The following is a 16,699-nucleotide window of genomic DNA, read 5'->3' on the forward strand; positions in this document are numbered from 1 at the left end:
TCAATAAAAAAAGCCCATTCCGTCCTGAAAAATAAGGACGAAATGGGCTTTCCGTGGTACCACCTTGTTTGAACGCGTTTTTCACGCGTCCCGCTTTCCTGTAACGCCAGGTTATCGCGCCTGAGTTTTCCCCTCAGGACTCCAAGGCAGGTTCGGCAGGTTTCATGCGGCAAAATGTTTCAGCGGGCCATTTTGCTCTCTGTCACAGAAAGTTCTGCGTACTGATCCTCTTCAACGCTCAATGATTTTTTTATATTATGCAAAGAAAACAGGTTCTTGTCAAGACATTTTCATCCATAAAAAACAGTCCGCCTCCCCGGCGGACCGCCATTAATTAAATACGATCGTTTTGTTTCCGTGAACGATGACGCGGTCTTCCAGATGCCATTTTACGGCTCTTGCCAACACGCTCCGCTCAATCGTTCTGCCGATATTCTTCAGATCCTCTGCGTGATCTCTGTGATCGACGCGTTCAATATCCTGTTCAATAATAGGCCCTTCATCAAGATCGTCCGTCACATAGTGAGAGGTCGCGCCGATTAATTTCACTCCGCGCTCATAAGCCCGTTTATACGGGTTAGCGCCGATAAAGGCCGGCAGAAATGAATGGTGGATGTTAATAATCCGATTCGGATGGGCAGATACAAAATCAGACGTCAAAATCTGCATGTAGCGGGCAAGAACGATCACATCAATCTTATACCGCTCCAGCAGCTCAAGCTGGCGCCGCTCCACTTCGGCGCGGATGTCTTTGTTAGCTTTCATGTAATGGAACGGAATATTCAGCGGTTCGACCACTTCTTTGGCCTCTTCGTGGTTGCTGATGACGACCGCAATTTCGGCCATCATATTGCCGCTTTGCCATTCCCAAATCAGTTCATGAAGGCAGTGCAGCTCCTTCGATACAAAGATCGCCACCCGCTTCAGCTCACTTGCCAGAGACAGGCTCCATGTCATGCCGAATGTCTGGGCGATTGAGGCGAACGCCTGCTGTAAGTCCTCTTTTTTCTCACGAATGCCCTTGCAGTCGAATTCGATCCTAAGAAAAAACCGTCCGCCTTCAGGGTCAGTCGTGTATTGATTTGATTCAATAATGTTTGCACCATGTTCAAACAAAAACGCCGACACGGCCGATACAATTCCCGGCTGGTCGGGGCAGCTGACAAGCAGGCGCCCTTTTTCCTCATTCCCGCGGCGGTATTCTTTCAGCCGCTGTGTCATATATGAATTCATCTGTTTTAATCCCTCGTATCTTCATAATTCGTAACTTACTAATAAATTATACTGAAGATTTGATAAAAATCAATTTACGAAAGAATTTTCAGCCCTACGGCAGCGCATAAAATAAGCGCAATGAAAAAGATGCGCTTCGCATCCTTCTGCTCGCCGTAGAAAAGAATGCCGGCTAATGCGCCGCCCGCCGTGCCGATACCGGTCCAGATCGCATAGGCCGTGCCCATCGCGATCGTCTCCATCGCATAAGAAAGCAGGGAAAAAGAAGCCGCAAATCCGGCGATAATGAAAAGAATCCATTTGACTTTCTTTTCTTTTTGAAATTGATTCATTAAAAAGACCCCGAGCATTTCACAAAGACCCGCGGCTATCAGGCTGATCCAATGCATTACGCCTTCTCCTCCTTCGTCTCAGGCTTATCCTGTGTGACCAGCTTTAATCCGATGACACCGATCAGCAAAACGCCGATCAGCACGATTTTCACCGGATCGGCCTGCTCTTTGAAAAGCAGGATTTCACTGAGCACGGTGCCCGCTGTCCCGAGTCCGGTAAAGACCGCATATACCGTTCCTACGGGCAGGCTGTCTGTCGCCTTGATTAATAGATAAAAACTGATGATGATTCCCACAATCGTGCCGCTCCACGCCAGTGCCGAATCAGCATGTTTCAGGCCGGTGACCCATACCACTTCAAATACGGCCGCTATGACCACTAAACCCCATTTCATGTTCTTCATCCTTTCTGTATCCGGACAATACAAAAAAGCCCGGATAGTCGTCTCACATGAGATTGACTCTCCCGGGCTTTTTTCCCTCCGTGTGCATATGCGGGATATGTCCGCATATGTGTTTTCTCTCGGACCAGGCCATGTATGAACATGCGGAACCCTAGAAAACATGTCTGTTCGTATCATACTACATTTCGCCGAAACGTTCAACGTCAGATGTGATGTCAAAAACCGTCAGCTGCCTCTCCCATTTGGTAACGGTCTCACCGGGCACCATACCGATTTTTTCCGCGACACGGACGGAGGCAGCGTTTTCCGGATCAATCAGCGCCGCTATGCGTCCGTATTGCTGCGTATGAAAACCGTAGTCCAGACAGGCGTTCGCCGCCTCTGTCGCATAGCCGCAGCCCCAGCGGCGGCGGGCAAACATATAGCCGATTTCCATCAAAGTGTTTCCGTTTACCGTCTGCGGAACGATTCCGCATTGACCGAGAAATGCGCCCGTCTCTTTATCCTCTGCGATCCAAAGACTGACGCCGTATCCTGCGGCCAATCGTTTGTTCCAGGCAATCCATTCCTTCGTTTCCCGTCTGCTTTTAAGAGAAGGATAATATTTCATGACCTCTCTGTCGGTAAACAGCCCGTACAAATTTTCTTCATCGTCATCCCGCATAGTCCGCAGACGGATACGCCCGGTTGTCAGGATGGTGCCGGAAGACTTATGTTTCATCATGCACGCCACGTCTCCTTTCCCTGTAATAGATTATGGATCCGGCAGGAAAAGTCCTTTCTCAGCATAAAAAAACCGCTTTTTAAAAAAGCGGTTTGATGATTACCAAGGTTTATCTGTTCCGAGCGCCTCGGCCAGGGCCTTGCTGTGTTTTAAGCGGTTTTTTCGTTCTCCGGCGCGCTGAACGGCCGTATTGTGAAGCATGATTTCTTCCTCGGTTTCCGGCACGATCCGCGGAACGGGTACCGATTTCCCGTTTGAATCAAGCGCGACAAAGGTCAGAAACGACGTTGCCGCAAGCTCGCGTTCGCCCGTCATCAGATGTTCTTTAATGACTTTAACAAACACCTCCATAGACGATGTGCCGACCCATGTGACGTAAGATTCAAGGCATACGGAATCCTGTTGGCCGATGGGGCGCAAAAAATCTACAGAATCCATTGAGGCCGTGACTGTTTCACACCGGCAGTGGCGGGCCGCGGAAATTGAAGCGATATCATCAATGTAGCTCATCAGCTTTCCGCCAAACAGCGTATTGTGATTATTCGTATCAAGCGGAAAAACCCTGCTTGTTTTAACAACCCTTGTTTCTTTGCAAAATCTTGATTCTGGCAACTTCATATTATTTAAACTCCCCTTTGGTGTCTGGTCGTTTTGACTCATTCATCTGTACCCTATTAAACAATACTTTGACCGTTTTGTCTAAAATTTTAAATATTAAGTTGGTTAGATATTCTCTCATAAATGTTTCATTATTCATCACATCCGGGAATAATAAACGCACATTGAATACCGATAGGAGGATATCACATGGACGTATCCATTCCCAAATCCACGCGGAAACCGGCTTGCCGCAGTGAGTTTGATGCTTTGCAGACAGTCATCTTATGCCGGCCGGAACACATGGCCATCAAGGATATTATTAACGGAACGCAGAAACATTTCAAACAAGAAAATATTAACATACCCGTTGCCCTCAAACAGCATAGTGAGTTTATTGACATTTTAAGATCTCATCAGATTGAAGTCGTCCTGCTGCCTGCCGATCCCGCATTGCCTGAGCAGGTATTCACCCGGGATATCGGATTTGTCTTAGGCGAGACGGCGTTTATTTCAAACATGGCGGCTTCAGTCCGGCAGGGAGAAGAAAAAGTGTTTCAAAACCTGCTTGACAATAAGAAAATCCCCTATACGCGACTGAAAAAAGCGAACATTGAAGGCGGCGACATCTTGATCGCAGACGGCACCGTTTACGCCGGGCTGAGCGAGCGCACGGATAAAGCGGCTGTCCGGGAGCTGCGGGAGGCACTGCCGGAGATGACGGTAGTGCCGATCCCTCTCAAGGAAGATTTCTTACATTTGGACTGTGTATTTAATATGATCTCGGAAACGGAGGCGCTATACTGCAAAAATGGCTTGCGGCAGGAAGAAATTGATCTTCTCGCCGAACGTTTTGAGATGATAGAAGTGCCTGAAGAAGAGCAATTCACGCTCGGTCCTAATATCTTGTCAATCGGCAATCAGACAATTATCAGCCTGCCTCAGCACCGTCATACGAACCGCGAGCTCAGAAAAAGAGGTTATACAGTCATTGAAACCGAGTTTTCCGAAATTATTAAATCAGGCGGTTCCTTCCGCTGCTGCACCTTGCCGCTTGTCAGAACATCTTAAACATTTACAAGGCAGTTTCCTTCAAGATACGTTAATATAGAGAAGACAAGACTCTAAAGGGGGAAACCGAATGGCTAAGTACATAGGATACGCGGGAACATATACAAAAGGCGGAAGCGAAGGCATTTATTGTTTTGAACTTGATACAGAAGCGAAACGGCTCAGCCGTCCGAAGCTGGCAGCAAAGCTCGGCAACCCGACATACGTCACTCCGAATTCTGATAACAGCATGCTGTATTCCATTGAAAAGGCAGACGGAAAAGGCGGCGTCGCAGCCTATCAGATTCATCAGAACAGCGGGGAATTAACTTTTGTGAACCACCAGCTGATTGAAGGCCCGTCTCCATGCCACGTCAGCATTGATGATAAACATGAATATGTGTTAACCGCTAATTACCACAGCGGAAAAGTGCACGCCTTTCCCGTCAATGAAGACGGAAGTCTGCGGGAGCCGGCTGCCGAAGCCGCTCATACGGGAACAGGTCCTCATGAAAGACAAGAGAAACCGCATACCCATTTCGCAGGCTATACACCTGAGCATAACTACATTGCAGCCGTCGATTTAGGGACGGATACGCTTTATACTTACCAAATGAAAAACGGTTCGCTCACAGAGGTGAAAACTCACTCTTTCGCACCGGGTTCAGGGCCGCGCCACATCGTTTTCCATCCGGCGGAAAAATACGCCTATGTCATGACGGAAATCAGTAATGAAGTCATCGCGCTTGAATACAACCCGACCTTAGGTGAATTCAGAGAGCTGCAGGTCATTTCCGCTTTGCCTGAAGGCTTTACGGACAAATCGCAAGGCAGCGCGATCCGCATATCTAAAGACGGCAGATTTCTTTATGCCGCCAACCGCGGACATGACAGCATCGCCATCTTTAAGATCAACCAATATTCCGGCGAATTGTCTCTTATTGAATGGGTGCCGACAGAAGGAAACTGGCCGCGTGATTTCGCGTTTGACCCTTCCGAGACATTCCTTGTCGCGTCAAACGAAGAAACGGGAAATCTGGTTTTGTTTGAACGTGATCCGGAAACGGGCAAATTGACTCTGCTTCAATCTGACATTCCGGTTCCGTATCCGGTCTGCGTGTCATTTCTGCATCAGGTTTAATTAAAAAAGAAAGCTGACTTTATATTGTCAGCTTTCTTTTTTGTATAAATGGCAGGCGACAAAACGCCCCGCCTTCACTTCTTCAAGCTCAGGCGTTATCTTACCGCAGAGCTCCATCGCTTCAGGACACCGCGTCCTGAATACACAGCCGCTCGGCGGGTTAAGGGGGCTCGGCAGCTCCCCTTTCAGAATAATCCGTTCACGCTTGTCCTCAAGAAGCGGATCAGGAATCGGGATTGAGGATAAAAGCGCCTTCGTATAAGGGTGAAGCGGTTCCCGGTAAAGCGCAGCGCTTTCTGTAATTTCCATCATGCGGCCCAAATACATCACGCCGATCCGGTCGCTGATATGCTTGACCATTGATAAATCGTGGGCGATAAATAAAAATGTCAGCCCTTTCTCTTTCTGAAGCCTTTTTAAAAGGTTGACGACCTGAGCCTGTACCGACACATCCAGCGCGGAAATCGGCTCATCCGCCACGATAAATTCGGGATGCAGAGAGAGCGCTCTGGCAATCCCGATTCTCTGCCTCTGTCCGCCGCTGAATTCGTGGGGATACCGGCTGCCGAAATCCGGATGGAGCCCGACAGCTTCAAGCAGTTCATCCGCCATCATCAGACGGGCTTTCCTTGTATTATAAAGATTGTGGATTTCCATCGGCTCCATAATAATTTCCCTTACGGTCAGGCGCGGATTTAACGAGGCGTAAGGATCCTGGAAAATCATCTGCAGCTTGCGGAAGAAGACCGACCGCTGTTCTGCCGCGGCACGGTGTATATCCGTCCCTTCATATGATACCGAACCGGCCGTCGGGTCATACAGACGGAGAATAACCCTTCCGAGCGTCGATTTACCGCATCCCGATTCTCCGACAAGTCCGAATGTTTCCCCTCTTTTAATGTGAAAGCTGACACCGTCGACTGCTTTTACGGCTTTCTTTCTTCCTGCGTCAAAATGCATTTTCAGCCCGCTGACTTCAAGGAGCGGAGATGCCGTCATTTTCTATTCCCCCTTTTCGCTTATACAGCGGCGTACGGTGCATAATTCTTTTTCATAGACGGTTCCTTCCAAAGACAGCACTTCGATTGTTTTTCCCGTTTTCGGGGAGTGCAGCATTCGGCCGTCTCCCAGCGCCAAACCGACATGGTGGATCGCGCCTTTTCCTTCTTCATAGGCGAAAAACAAAAGGTCAGCCGGCAGGATATCGTTTACCGCCGCGCCGCATCCGGCTTTTGCTTGGTCCGTTGCATCACGGGGAAGGGTATAGCCGTTTGCTTTAAATATCGAATACATAAACCCGGAACAGTCAAACCCGAAACCGCTCAGTCCTCCCCATAAATACGGAAGCCCGAGAAACATCATGCCCGTTTCGATGACATCGGCCGCCCGTCCTTCCGTATGCCGGCACTCGTCTGCGTCAGCTTCATTTACGAACCTTTCTCCGAGCGGCGTCACCACCCGGAAAAAGCCTTTCTCACGTCCTGATGCCGGAAGACGCGTTAGGAAACTTACTTCCAAGTCCGGTTCGCCATTTGTGTGATATAAAAAAGCTGTCGGTTTGGTAATCCATACGGCGGGGGAAGATGTATGAAAGCCGTCTTTTGAAAGCTGGCTTTTTTTCATCCACCCCGGATATCCGCGCACATCCTTGTTTGAAGGCTGGCCGGGAACGGCGACAAAAGTCCATTCCCCTTCCTCTTTGAGAATGATCACTTCTTCCCCGAAAAGCGCTTGCGTTTGGACAAGGTTGTCTGTGCATAATTGCAGCCGCTCTTCATATCCCATAGACGCTAACCATTTTCTGATCTGCGGCGGGTTTTCAAGCATCGGCGCATCATACGAACGGGGAGATGACGGCAGCGTCCATACGTTGGCTGCCGCCGCTGTAACGGCTGCTCTCATCTTTTCGCCCCCTCTTGTATCGACACACCGGTAATGCCGAGACCCGGTTCGTCGGGAATCGCAATCTGACTGCCGCTGTATGTGATGCCGCCTTGAATCAAATCATCTTTCAGCATAAGCGGCGCATCAAAATCAAACCTCGTCACATTCCGTTTGCCCGCGGCAAAATGGGCCGCGGCGGTGATGCCGAGTTTGGTCTCAATCATGCTGCCGACCATGCACTCCACGCCGCACGTTTCCGCCATCGCATTGATTGTTTCCGCCTGCTTTATGCCGCCCGCTTTCATCAGCTTAATATTAATTAAATCGGCGCTTCTCGTCTGCAGCACGTGAAAGGCCTGACGGGGGGTAAAGACGCTCTCATCCGCCATAATCGGCGTGTCTACGGCATCGGTGACCTGCTTCAGCCCGGCGATATCGTCTTTGTGAACAGGCTGCTCGACCAGCTCAATGTCCAGTCCGGCGTCTTCCATCTTTCGGATCGCAGTCACGGCTTCTTTCGAAGTCCAGCCTTGGTTGGCGTCCAATCTCAGTTTGACGTTTCCGCCGACACGTGATCTGATCGCCTGAATCCGGGCAACATCGTCTGATATGTCACCTATGCCGACTTTTATTTTTAAAATATGAAATCCTTTGTTCACATAACGGTCTGCATCCCCCGCCATCTCCTCAGGAGAGTTAACGCTGACGGTAAAATCTGTTTCCAGTGTATTCCGATAGCCGCCGAGAAGCCGGTAAAGCGGCTGTCCGTGCATTTGCGCCCATCCGTCATATACAGCCATATCCACCGCGGCTTTTGCGCTTTGATTTCTTTCCAACAGCCGGCTGATATCAAACAAAACGGCTTCCATGCCGGAAAGGCCCCGCCCCAAGAGAGCGGGCTTCAGCACATCGTGGACGGCGCTTTCAATACCGGCCGCACTGTCGCCTGTAATGACAACCGTCGGCGGCGCCTCCCCCCAGCCGGTCAGACCGTTGTCAAAAGTGAGCTTCACAATGACCGATTCAGCATTGTAAACCGTGCGTAAAGCGGTCTTAAACGGCTTTTTCAGCGGCACGGACATCCGTCCCGTTTGAATATCTGTAATCCTCACGCCTGATCACTCCCTTCCGGAAACCCCCGATTCAATCGTTACCGCTTTGGCCGCCGTATCCATAACCGCGCGGGCTCCGATCGGAACGGCGAAGCTCGGTGAACAATGGCCGATTTTAAAGCCTTTAAGCGCGGGCTTCCCTGATTTGACAATGTAATCGTTCAGCACTTGCTCTAAAGTAAGCGACTTTTCTTTATGCTTCGGTTCGCATTGGTGAAAATCACAGACCAGGATTCCGGCTGCGTCTGACAGTTTTCCGGCCATCTTTAATTGATTCAGCATTCTGTCGATTTGATACGGCTCCTCATCAATATCCTCGATAAACAGCAATTTGTCTTTTGTATCAATTTCAAACGCCGTGCCGAGTGTGGACGTAATGAGCGACAAGTTGCCTCCCGCAAGCTCTCCCTCGGCCCTTCCGCCTGTCAGCACCTCTAAGGGAGAAATGTCCTCCGTATAGGTGAATTCCGTTTCTGTAAAAAGCTGATGATACGACGCTTTTGTCAGGGGATCAGCATCTTCAAGCCCGACATCCGTGCTCAGCATCGGGCCGTGAAATGTGACGAGCCCCGTATTTTGATGAATGGCGGTATGTAAAAACGTGATATCACTGTATCCCCAGAAAATTTTCGGATTGCGGCGGATTAAGCCGAAATCGATGTCGGCGGCAATGCGGCCCGTGCCGAATCCTCCGCACGCGCATATCACCGCTTTGACATTCTGATCACTAAACATGTCATGGAGATCATCGAGGCGCGCCCGGTCCTCTCCCGCCAAATAGCCGTGACGGGTCTTCAGCGCCCGGCCGAGTTTCACTTGAAGGCCAAGCTCATTCTCTAAAAACAGCAGCGCGGTTTGCAGCGTCCCGCTCTCAGGCGGGCTTGCGGGCGCAATCACACCGACCGTGTCGCCTTTTTGCAGTGCTTTCGGTTTATGGTTCATGACTTTTTCAATCTCCTTTCCGGATTGAAAAGTGAAACACGCCGCTCCTTTATCGGCAAAAGAGCGGCGTATGTTTCCGCTGTAAGATCAGGACTTTTCCGCCCACTTCAGATCAATGTAACCGACGGGGTGCCGGACAATGCCCTTCACGCCGCTGTTCTGCAGATGCACCTGATTGTAAAAGTAAATCGGAATGATCGGAGCCTCGTTCATGAGCAGTTTTTCCGCTTTATGCATGAGCGCAAAACGTTTTTTGGCATCGGCTTCCTGTTTTGCCTGCTTGATGTAGCCGTCGTATGCCGCGCTGCCCCAGCCGGTGCGGTTCATGGAATTATCCGTCTGGAAAGCCTCTAGAAAACTGATCGGATCTGCGTAATCCGGTAAAAATGAGCTTTGAGAGAACTGGAACTTCAGTCCTTTCTGCTCTTCTAAAAAGACGTTCCATTCCATATTGGCGAGCTTAACGTCTATACCGAGCACACTTTTGAGCTTCTGCTGAATCGCTTCCGCTATTTTCTTATGCTCCGGTTTTGTGCTGTATGTCAATGTAACGGCGGGCAGCTTGTCATAATGCTCTTCTGCCATGCCTTTTTCCAGCAGTTTTTTGGCTTCTGATTCATCCGGATTTAATAAACTGCCGCCCGCTTCGCGGAAATCTTTCCCGTCAGGCTGAGTAAATCCCGGGGACACAAAGGCATGTGCCGGCTTTTCACTGTTTTTGGTCACATAATCCGTGATTTCTTTCTGATCAATCGCTGCCGCGAACGCTTTTCTGATCTTTTCATTTTGAAACGGCTCCATTTTTACGTTAAAACGATAGAAATAGAGTCCGGCCTGATCCCACGTGCGGACATTTTTCCCTCCCATCAGCTGCTCGCTCAGCTCTGCCGGCACAAAGGCGGTATCCAAATCCCCCGACTGGAACATCTGATAGTCGGTATTCCGGTCACTGACCATCGCCCATGTGACTTTATCCAGTTTCACCGTCTTTTTATCCCAATACGTCTCGTTTTTGACCATCGTCATGCTGTCGTCATGCTTCCATTCCGTCAGTTTGAACGGCCCGTTGCCGACAAAGGTTTTTGCTTCAGTGAACCATTTCGGATCAGCCTTGGCGACCTTCTCATTAATCGGGAAATACGCCGGATTGGACACGACGCTCAGAAAATAATCCTGCGGTGCCGCCAATGTGACGACAAGCGTTTTTTTATCTTTTGCCGTGACTTTCACGTCTTCTTGTTTGCCTTTTCCGCTGTTAAATTCTTCCCCGCCTTTGATCATATAGCCGAGAAAAGCGGAAGATGCGCCCGTTTTCGGATCGAGCATCCGTTTCCAGGCGTACACGAAGTCTTCCGCCGTAACGGGATCGCCATTTGTCCATTCGGCGTTATCCCGGATATTGAAGGTATATGTCAGCTTATCAGCGGACACCTTCCAGCTTTCCGCCATGGCCGGTTCGGGCTTATTATCTTTTCCGAGCCTCGTCAATCCTTCCATGATGTTATTCAGCGGCTGCCAGGAAACATTATTAAATCCGATCGGCGGATCAAGTGAGGTCGGCTCATTTTCGTTATTGAGCCGCAGCACCGTTTCACCCCCCTGTTCTTTTGCTTTTCCGGGTTCTGTCCCCGCCTGTTCATTGGCTGTACAGCCCATCAGAGCAAACGAAACAACAGCAATCACACCGATCGCCCATCTCTTTTTCATTTCAATCCCCCTTTTTCCTCTGCTGCCGTCAGCTGCTGCTTCAGCCGCTCTGCACGGTGATCCTGAAGCCAGCAGTTGACGATATGGCTTTTGGATTTCACGGTTGTTGCCGGGTATACCTTTTCACAGACGATCATCCTGTCCGGGCAGCGGGCGGCAAACGGGCAGCCCGGCGGCGGATCGAATAAATCAGGCGGCGTCCCGTCAATCGGCGACAGCTCACTATCCTCCATATCCAGCCGCGGCACTGAACGAAGCAGCCCCTTTGTGTACGGATGAGCCGGACGGTAAAAAATATCATGCCTCGTGCCGATTTCGGCGATTTTCCCCGCATACATGACGGCGACTCTGTCGGCGGTCTGAGCGACGACGCCGAGATCGTGTGTGATCAGAATAATAGACACGCCTGTTTTTCTTTGAATCTTCTTAAATAATTCAAGGATTTGTGCTTGAATCGTCACATCAAGAGCCGTTGTCGGTTCATCGGCGATCATAATTTCCGGCTCGCAGATCAGAGCCATCGCAATCACGATCCGCTGCCGCATGCCCCCGCTTAATTGGTGGGGGTACTGCTTCAGGCGGGATTTCGAGTCCGGGATACCGACCAGATCCAGCATGGCGAGAACTTCGGATTCAGCTTGTTTTCTTGTCATGGCGCGGTGTTCCAACAGCGCTTCTGAGAGCTGATTCCCTATGGTCAAAGTCGGATTGAGCGCCGTCATCGGGTCCTGAAAGATCATAGAAATATCGAGCCCCCGGATTCCCCGCATTTCCCGATCCGACATTTGGCAAAGGTCTTTCTGTTTAAATTGTATGCTTCCGGATTCAATCTTTGCCGAATGTTTCGGAAGAAGACCCATCACGGCTTGTGACGTCACGCTTTTTCCGCAGCCCGATTCACCGACGATCGCAAACGTTTCACCTTTATATAAATCGAAGCTGACGCCTCTGACGGCTTTTACAGTGCCTCCGTATGTTGAAAAAGTAACATGCAGATTTTGAACGGAAAGAACTTGCTGCGCCATTTTTCCTACCTCCTCAGTTTCGGGTCTAACGCGTCCTGCAAGCCGTCTCCAAGTACGTTAAACGCGTACATCGTCAAGGAAATGAAAAAAGCGGGGAAAAACAGCCGCCACCAATGGCCTGATAAAATCGCCGGCAGCCCGTCGTTTGCCATGACTCCCCAGCTTGCAAACGGCGCCTGAATGCCGAGTCCGAGAAAACTTAAAAATGATTCCGCAAAAATCGCCGCCGGCACCGTAAGCGTCATTTGGACAATAATGGCTCCCATCGTATTCGGCAGCAGATTTTTCTTAATGATCCGAAATGTTTTCGCTCCAAACGTTTTCGAAGCCAATACGTGTTCATCATGCTTCATCCTCAGCACCTGCCCTCTGACAATCCGCGCCATGCCGACCCATCCCGTCACGGTCAGAGCGACGATAATGGAACTGAGCCCCGGCCCCATCAGCACCATTAACAAAATGACAACGAGCAGATACGGCAATCCGTAGAGAACCTCGATAATTCTCATCATAGCGCTGTCTGTCCGGCCCCCTTTGTAGCCGGCGACGCCTCCGTAGATGACGCCGATCAAAAAGTCGATCAGCGCCGCCATCACACCGACAAATAAAGAGATCCTCGCTCCGTACCACGTTCTTGTAAACACGTCCCGGCCAAGTTCATCGGTTCCGAACCAGTGTGAAAAAGACGGCGGAAGATTCTGCTCGGCGAGCGTCTGCCTTGTCACGCTGTGCGGTGATATCAGCGGACAGAACGCAGCCGATAGAAACAGGCAGCATAATATCACAAGCCCGGCCATCGCCAATTTGTTCTTTTTAAGCCGCCGCCACGCATCCTGACTGTAAGACAGGCTCGGACGCTTGACCGACTCGGTTTCACCCTTTCTTTCCGCGCCCGGCTGAAACCAGTCATCAGGCACTTCTGTGTGTTTTACCGTTTCTTGCGGGAGATTCATCAGGATCACCCTTTCTTATGAAGTTTTATGCGCGGGTCTAACAGGCCGTATGCCAAATCAACCAGAAACAGCAGGACGATCAGAATCACACTGTAAAATACGGTCGTTCCCATGATGACCGGGTAATCACGCTGATTGATGCTTTCTACGAAATATTTGCCCATTCCCGGTATGGCAAAAATTTTCTCGATGACGAAACTGCCTGTTAAAATACTTGCGGCAAGCGTCCCGAGGACTGTCACAACAGGCATAAGAGCATTTTTCAATGCGTGTTTGATCACAATTTTGACGGGAGAAAGCCCCTTTGCTTTTGCCGTGCGGATGTAATCCTGAGTCAGCACTTCGGCCATGCTTGATCTTGTCAGCCTCGCGATAATGGCCATGGGACCGACGGCAAGCGCAACAGTCGGCAGGACCATGTGAACGGGACTCGTCCAGGTAGCTGCCGGAAACCATTTCAGATGAACCGCAAATTGCTGAATCAGCAGCGTAGCCATAATAAAATTCGGAATGGAAATCCCGAGCACCGCAAGGCTCATGGCCGCGTAATCGAGAAATCCGCCGCGCCTGAGAGCGGCCATTATGCCGAGCGCGAGCCCGGAAATAACCGCGATGATGATCGCCGTTATCCCAAGCTCAAATGAGACCGGAAACCCGCGTTCAAGCATGGCGTTTACACTGTCTGACGGTTTTTTAATTGAAGGACCGAAATCAAAGGTAAGAATGGATTTTAGATAGATGGCGTATTGAGTGATAAGAGGTTCGTTCAGATGGTAGTAGGATTCGAGATTTCGCTGGACCGCTTCGTTTGTGCCCCGCTCTTCGTTAAAAGGCGAGCCGGGTATCACTTTCATCATGACAAATGTCAGAGTGGTGATGACGAGGACGGTCATAATCATGGCGATAAAACGTTTGATAAAATACCGCAGCAATGCCGTTCACCCCTTTAACAGAATGTTGTTCTCATGGCGAGTTCTGTCATGACGAGCATGGCCTGATAGGCTTCCGGCATGTCTTTTGCCTGAAATTGAACGATTGTCGTTCCCGGGATGATTTCTGTGCCCGGCATTAAATGGGCCCATTCAGCCTGTCCGTAGTTGGCAAATTCAATGCCTAATACAGGTCTTTCAGGCGGAGTCAGCGGTTTGACCTTATCTTTATTTTTGAGCGCATAGGCTGTTTTTTCCGTCAGGAGCCGTCCGGCTTTTTGAGGGGACAGGCATTTGACCGCGGTTCTTGAAATGGTTTGTTTGACGGCGGCAGTCGTCACATTCGGGATCAGCTCCTCCGCTTCTTTTGCGGCGCAATCATCTCCTGCAGCCATGATGACCGGGACATCGTAAAATCCGGCGAGATAGGCATTTAACCCCAGTTCACCGACCGGCTTATCATTTATGTAAAAGTGGCGGACGCCGAATATCATGCTGTGCGACATAACGCCCGGCATCGACGCTCTCGCATGATAGCCGATAAACATCACACCCGAATACGATTCATCAAGCCCCTGCATCATGGAAAACGGCTTGACATCCCCCGTAATCAGCTCTGCCTCAGGGTGAAGTTTTTCCGCGAGCAGATTATTCATCTTTGAGTGGCTGTCATTCACGGTCACTTCCGTGCATCCGTTATTAAACGCTTCTGCGATGCACCAGTTTGCTTCTTCGGTCATCAGAACCCTGCCGCGCTCATAATTGTGCATGCGGGAATTGACAAATGTTTCATCAGGCAGCCCGGAAATCCCTTCCATATCCACAGATAGATACAGTTTCATGTAATGCCTCCTTTTTTACTTAAAATTCCGATATTGAATTATGAATATTCTAACAAATTATATTAAAAAAGGATGAAACATGCAATATACCATTCTGCCATTATGGGAAAAAACAAACCCTTTTCACCGGGAAAAGGGTTTGCTGATAGAAAAAGTTACATACTGTTTTTGCTTATATGATGACGCTGAAACTGTCTGACCGCACTTCTGTATTCATGATCGGGAATGACCTGATGCCTGATCGGTTCAGGAGCCTGCGGCGAAGGCTGTTCAACCGCCTGCTTACGGACGGCATGCGGTTTATGCGCCAGCTTATGTCCCATGCCGGTCGCATTCATGACAAATGATAAACACACTAAAAGCAAGCTTAAGATGAAAGCAATAAGAAACAAATCGCTGTATGTCCCCATCAGCAGGTCATGCGGCGATTGTGTGCCGCGCGCGCCCCGAAGCGTGCCGGAAGCATCTCTTTTCGTAAAATACCCTATTAAAACAGGTGCGCCCATATAAATGAAAAGCCTCAAAAACTGAACTGCCGTCATGCGTTTCACCAGTTCCGGAAGCGGTCCGCCCAACGCGGCTCCCATCAGTCCGGCTGCCACAATAAGCCCTGTCCCGGCCGCCAGCATCACGAAAAGCCCCGCAAATAGAATAAGCGGTATATGATGATCTGCCGTCATCCATTGGAAATTCACGAACACCAGTATAACAGAGCCTGTTATGCCGAGCATGCCCGGACCGACTTTATCATATGCTAATGCACTGATGACAGCGGCGATGGCCACGCCTCCCAAAAGGCTCGCATAAAGGAATATCAGTTGAGTTTGTGACATATGATATGCGGTCTGAAGCTCCCCGTGAAATGCAGAAAGACTGACCGCTATGGAAATACTGCCCGCAGCGATCATGAAAACACCCAGAATCGGCTTTGGAATCAGCATAAGTTTAATCGAAATCAGCGCATGTTCGTTTCTGTACTGCATGATCAGCAAGATCAGAAGAATGACGATGCTTCCTCCAAATCCCGCCAATGTCTGCCATGATGAAAAGCCCCATTTCGGCAGATGAATAAATGTATAGGCGGTCAGCACGGCTGATACACCCGCTAACAGAAAACCGATGCCGTCAAATGGAGATTTTTCAGCATTTTTATGAGCGTCATCCCGCAGCCACATATAACTGAAAATGAGGCCGAAAAAAGACAGCAGGCCAAAAATGCCGAACAGCCAATGCCAATGGCCGGCGCTTGCCGCCGTGCCTAAAACGGTTCCCATAATGACGGACCCGTAAAATCCGCCGATCAACACAAATAATGCGTAATTCCGGCGCTCAATCGGAAACGAAAGCACCAGCATCGGGATCATAATCATCAACATAGTGCCCGCCGCAGCTCCCTGTAAAAAACGGCCCGCAGCGAGCGGATAAATATCATTTGTCACAGCAGCAAGGAGCGCTCCGATGACACCCGCGGCCATCGAAATCATATAGACAGGCCGGGAGCCGAATCTTTTTCTTAAATACGGCCCCGCCGGCACGAATAAGGCAAATGCCATATTACCGATAATAATCGGATGAAAAGAGTCAAAGTTTTCCCCGCCGACCGTCTGCCGGACAAGGCTTTGGACAGCCGAAAGAGCGGTATTCGACATCAGCCCCGGCCCGACCGCCAATACAGCGAGCAGAGAAATAATCCAGTGATGTTTTTCTTTCATGTGACAGCTCCTTTCTGACTATTTGACAAAGTGAAAAAGCTAACAGATCTCCCCCATTAGCTTGACAGAATTTTCATATCTTTTCATGTGAAGGATTGAACATAATATCTCA

The 16,699-nt window shown here is 49.8% G+C and carries 17 protein-coding genes and 1 riboswitch; of the genes, 2 read left to right on the plus strand and 15 right to left on the minus strand.

Annotation, left to right across the window (positions count from 1 at the left end):
- Positions 1-330: 330 nt before the first annotated feature.
- From purU to ABK447_RS14020, 5 genes are all read right to left on the minus strand, one after another.
- The gene (gene purU, locus ABK447_RS14000; protein WP_007407234.1) at positions 331-1,233 is read right to left on the minus strand and encodes a formyltetrahydrofolate deformylase; all 903 of its coding nucleotides are present in this window, start codon (positions 1,231-1,233) and stop codon (positions 331-333) included.
- A 74-nt stretch (positions 1,234-1,307) separates the two neighbouring features.
- Positions 1,308-1,622: a multidrug efflux SMR transporter gene (locus tag ABK447_RS14005; RefSeq protein WP_100001403.1), complete on the minus strand. Its 315-nt coding sequence runs from the start codon at positions 1,620-1,622 to the stop codon at positions 1,308-1,310.
- Complete coding sequence (locus tag ABK447_RS14010; protein WP_015239709.1) at positions 1,622-1,960, minus strand: multidrug efflux SMR transporter; 339 nt, start codon at positions 1,958-1,960, stop codon at positions 1,622-1,624. Before ABK447_RS14010 ends, ABK447_RS14005 begins: the two co-directional genes overlap by 1 nt.
- Positions 1,961-2,026: 66 nt before the next feature.
- Positions 2,027-2,135: riboswitch (guanidine-I (ykkC/yxkD leader) on the minus strand.
- 12 nt (positions 2,136-2,147) lie between these two features.
- Positions 2,148-2,693 carry a GNAT family N-acetyltransferase gene (locus ABK447_RS14015; protein ID WP_007407237.1) on the minus strand — a complete coding sequence of 182 codons (546 nt, stop codon included), beginning with the start codon at positions 2,691-2,693 and terminating at the stop codon, positions 2,148-2,150.
- Between the two features lie 99 nt (positions 2,694-2,792).
- Complete coding sequence (locus ABK447_RS14020) at positions 2,793-3,311, minus strand: acyl-CoA thioesterase (RefSeq protein WP_003154772.1); 519 nt, start codon at positions 3,309-3,311, stop codon at positions 2,793-2,795.
- 189 nt (positions 3,312-3,500) lie between these two features.
- Here ABK447_RS14020 and ABK447_RS14025 point away from each other — a divergent pair, with 189 nt between their 5' ends.
- Together ABK447_RS14025 and ABK447_RS14030 are read left to right on the plus strand one after the other, a co-directional pair.
- Positions 3,501-4,361, plus strand: coding sequence for a dimethylarginine dimethylaminohydrolase family protein (locus tag ABK447_RS14025; protein WP_015239707.1), 861 nt, complete (start codon positions 3,501-3,503; stop codon positions 4,359-4,361).
- A gap of 70 nt (positions 4,362-4,431) precedes the next feature.
- On the plus strand, positions 4,432-5,481 hold the full coding sequence (locus tag ABK447_RS14030) for a lactonase family protein (RefSeq protein WP_025284622.1): 1,050 nt from the start codon (positions 4,432-4,434) through the stop codon (positions 5,479-5,481).
- Between the two features lie 27 nt (positions 5,482-5,508).
- Here ABK447_RS14030 and ABK447_RS14035 read toward each other — a convergent pair whose 3' ends face one another.
- From ABK447_RS14035 to ABK447_RS14080, 10 genes are all read right to left on the minus strand, one after another.
- Positions 5,509-6,480, minus strand: a complete 972-nt coding sequence (locus ABK447_RS14035) for an ABC transporter ATP-binding protein (RefSeq protein ID WP_007610864.1) — start codon at positions 6,478-6,480, stop codon at positions 5,509-5,511.
- Positions 6,481-6,483: 3 nt separating this feature from the next.
- Entirely contained in the window at positions 6,484-7,383 is a 900-nt protein-coding gene (locus tag ABK447_RS14040; protein ID WP_015239704.1) for a C40 family peptidase, read from the minus strand.
- Positions 7,380-8,447, minus strand: a complete 1,068-nt coding sequence (locus ABK447_RS14045; RefSeq protein WP_206701171.1) for a dipeptide epimerase — start codon at positions 8,445-8,447, stop codon at positions 7,380-7,382. Before ABK447_RS14045 ends, ABK447_RS14040 begins: the two co-directional genes overlap by 4 nt.
- Before the next feature lie 36 nt (positions 8,448-8,483).
- Positions 8,484-9,419 (minus strand): LD-carboxypeptidase, encoded by a 936-nt coding sequence (locus tag ABK447_RS14050; protein WP_061581970.1) that lies wholly within the window; start codon positions 9,417-9,419, stop codon positions 8,484-8,486.
- Positions 9,420-9,506: 87 nt separating this feature from the next.
- A complete protein-coding gene (locus ABK447_RS14055; protein ID WP_012117375.1) occupies positions 9,507-11,126 on the minus strand; it encodes a peptide ABC transporter substrate-binding protein in 1,620 nt (539 codons plus the stop codon).
- The gene (locus tag ABK447_RS14060; protein WP_094031672.1) at positions 11,123-12,151 is read right to left on the minus strand and encodes an ABC transporter ATP-binding protein; all 1,029 of its coding nucleotides are present in this window, start codon (positions 12,149-12,151) and stop codon (positions 11,123-11,125) included. Before ABK447_RS14060 ends, ABK447_RS14055 begins: the two co-directional genes overlap by 4 nt.
- Before the next feature lie 5 nt (positions 12,152-12,156).
- Positions 12,157-13,104 carry an ABC transporter permease gene (locus ABK447_RS14065; protein ID WP_094031671.1) on the minus strand — a complete coding sequence of 316 codons (948 nt, stop codon included), beginning with the start codon at positions 13,102-13,104 and terminating at the stop codon, positions 12,157-12,159.
- A 5-nt stretch (positions 13,105-13,109) separates the two neighbouring features.
- Complete coding sequence (locus ABK447_RS14070; RefSeq protein WP_007610853.1) at positions 13,110-14,036, minus strand: ABC transporter permease; 927 nt, start codon at positions 14,034-14,036, stop codon at positions 13,110-13,112.
- A gap of 14 nt (positions 14,037-14,050) precedes the next feature.
- Positions 14,051-14,875 (minus strand): M55 family metallopeptidase, encoded by an 825-nt coding sequence (locus ABK447_RS14075; protein WP_007407248.1) that lies wholly within the window; start codon positions 14,873-14,875, stop codon positions 14,051-14,053.
- A 155-nt stretch (positions 14,876-15,030) separates the two neighbouring features.
- A complete protein-coding gene (locus tag ABK447_RS14080; protein WP_094031670.1) occupies positions 15,031-16,587 on the minus strand; it encodes an MFS transporter in 1,557 nt (518 codons plus the stop codon).
- Positions 16,588-16,699: the final 112 nt, after the last annotated feature.

Source organism: Bacillus sp. hwrm1, assembly GCF_040207805.1.
Taxonomy (GTDB): Bacteria; Bacillota; Bacilli; order Bacillales; family Bacillaceae; genus Bacillus; species Bacillus velezensis.

What these genes read in the sequence shown, in the direction of transcription:
- ABK447_RS14050 (WP_061581970.1), bottom strand. Translation starts at nt 9,419, where the DNA reads ATGAACCATAAACCGAAAGCACTGCAAAAAGGCGACACGGTCGGTGTG.
- ABK447_RS14045 (WP_206701171.1), bottom strand. Translation starts at nt 8,447, where the DNA reads ATGTCCGTGCCGCTGAAAAAGCCGTTTAAGACCGCTTTACGCACGGTT.
- ABK447_RS14005 (WP_100001403.1), bottom strand. Translation starts at nt 1,622, where the DNA reads ATGCATTGGATCAGCCTGATAGCCGCGGGTCTTTGTGAAATGCTCGGG.
- ABK447_RS14040 (WP_015239704.1), bottom strand. Translation starts at nt 7,383, where the DNA reads ATGAGAGCAGCCGTTACAGCGGCGGCAGCCAACGTATGGACGCTGCCG.
- ABK447_RS14060 (WP_094031672.1), bottom strand. Translation starts at nt 12,151, where the DNA reads ATGGCGCAGCAAGTTCTTTCCGTTCAAAATCTGCATGTTACTTTTTCA.
- ABK447_RS14010 (WP_015239709.1), bottom strand. Translation starts at nt 1,960, where the DNA reads ATGAAATGGGGTTTAGTGGTCATAGCGGCCGTATTTGAAGTGGTATGG.
- ABK447_RS14065 (WP_094031671.1), bottom strand. Translation starts at nt 13,104, where the DNA reads ATGAATCTCCCGCAAGAAACGGTAAAACACACAGAAGTGCCTGATGAC.
- ABK447_RS14035 (WP_007610864.1), bottom strand. Translation starts at nt 6,480, where the DNA reads ATGACGGCATCTCCGCTCCTTGAAGTCAGCGGGCTGAAAATGCATTTT.
- ABK447_RS14030 (WP_025284622.1), top strand. Translation starts at nt 4,432, where the DNA reads ATGGCTAAGTACATAGGATACGCGGGAACATATACAAAAGGCGGAAGC.
- ABK447_RS14080 (WP_094031670.1), bottom strand. Translation starts at nt 16,587, where the DNA reads ATGAAAGAAAAACATCACTGGATTATTTCTCTGCTCGCTGTATTGGCG.
- ABK447_RS14055 (WP_012117375.1), bottom strand. Translation starts at nt 11,126, where the DNA reads ATGAAAAAGAGATGGGCGATCGGTGTGATTGCTGTTGTTTCGTTTGCT.
- ABK447_RS14020 (WP_003154772.1), bottom strand. Translation starts at nt 3,311, where the DNA reads ATGAAGTTGCCAGAATCAAGATTTTGCAAAGAAACAAGGGTTGTTAAA.
- ABK447_RS14015 (WP_007407237.1), bottom strand. Translation starts at nt 2,693, where the DNA reads ATGATGAAACATAAGTCTTCCGGCACCATCCTGACAACCGGGCGTATC.
- purU (WP_007407234.1), bottom strand. Translation starts at nt 1,233, where the DNA reads ATGAATTCATATATGACACAGCGGCTGAAAGAATACCGCCGCGGGAAT.
- ABK447_RS14025 (WP_015239707.1), top strand. Translation starts at nt 3,501, where the DNA reads ATGGACGTATCCATTCCCAAATCCACGCGGAAACCGGCTTGCCGCAGT.
- ABK447_RS14075 (WP_007407248.1), bottom strand. Translation starts at nt 14,875, where the DNA reads ATGAAACTGTATCTATCTGTGGATATGGAAGGGATTTCCGGGCTGCCT.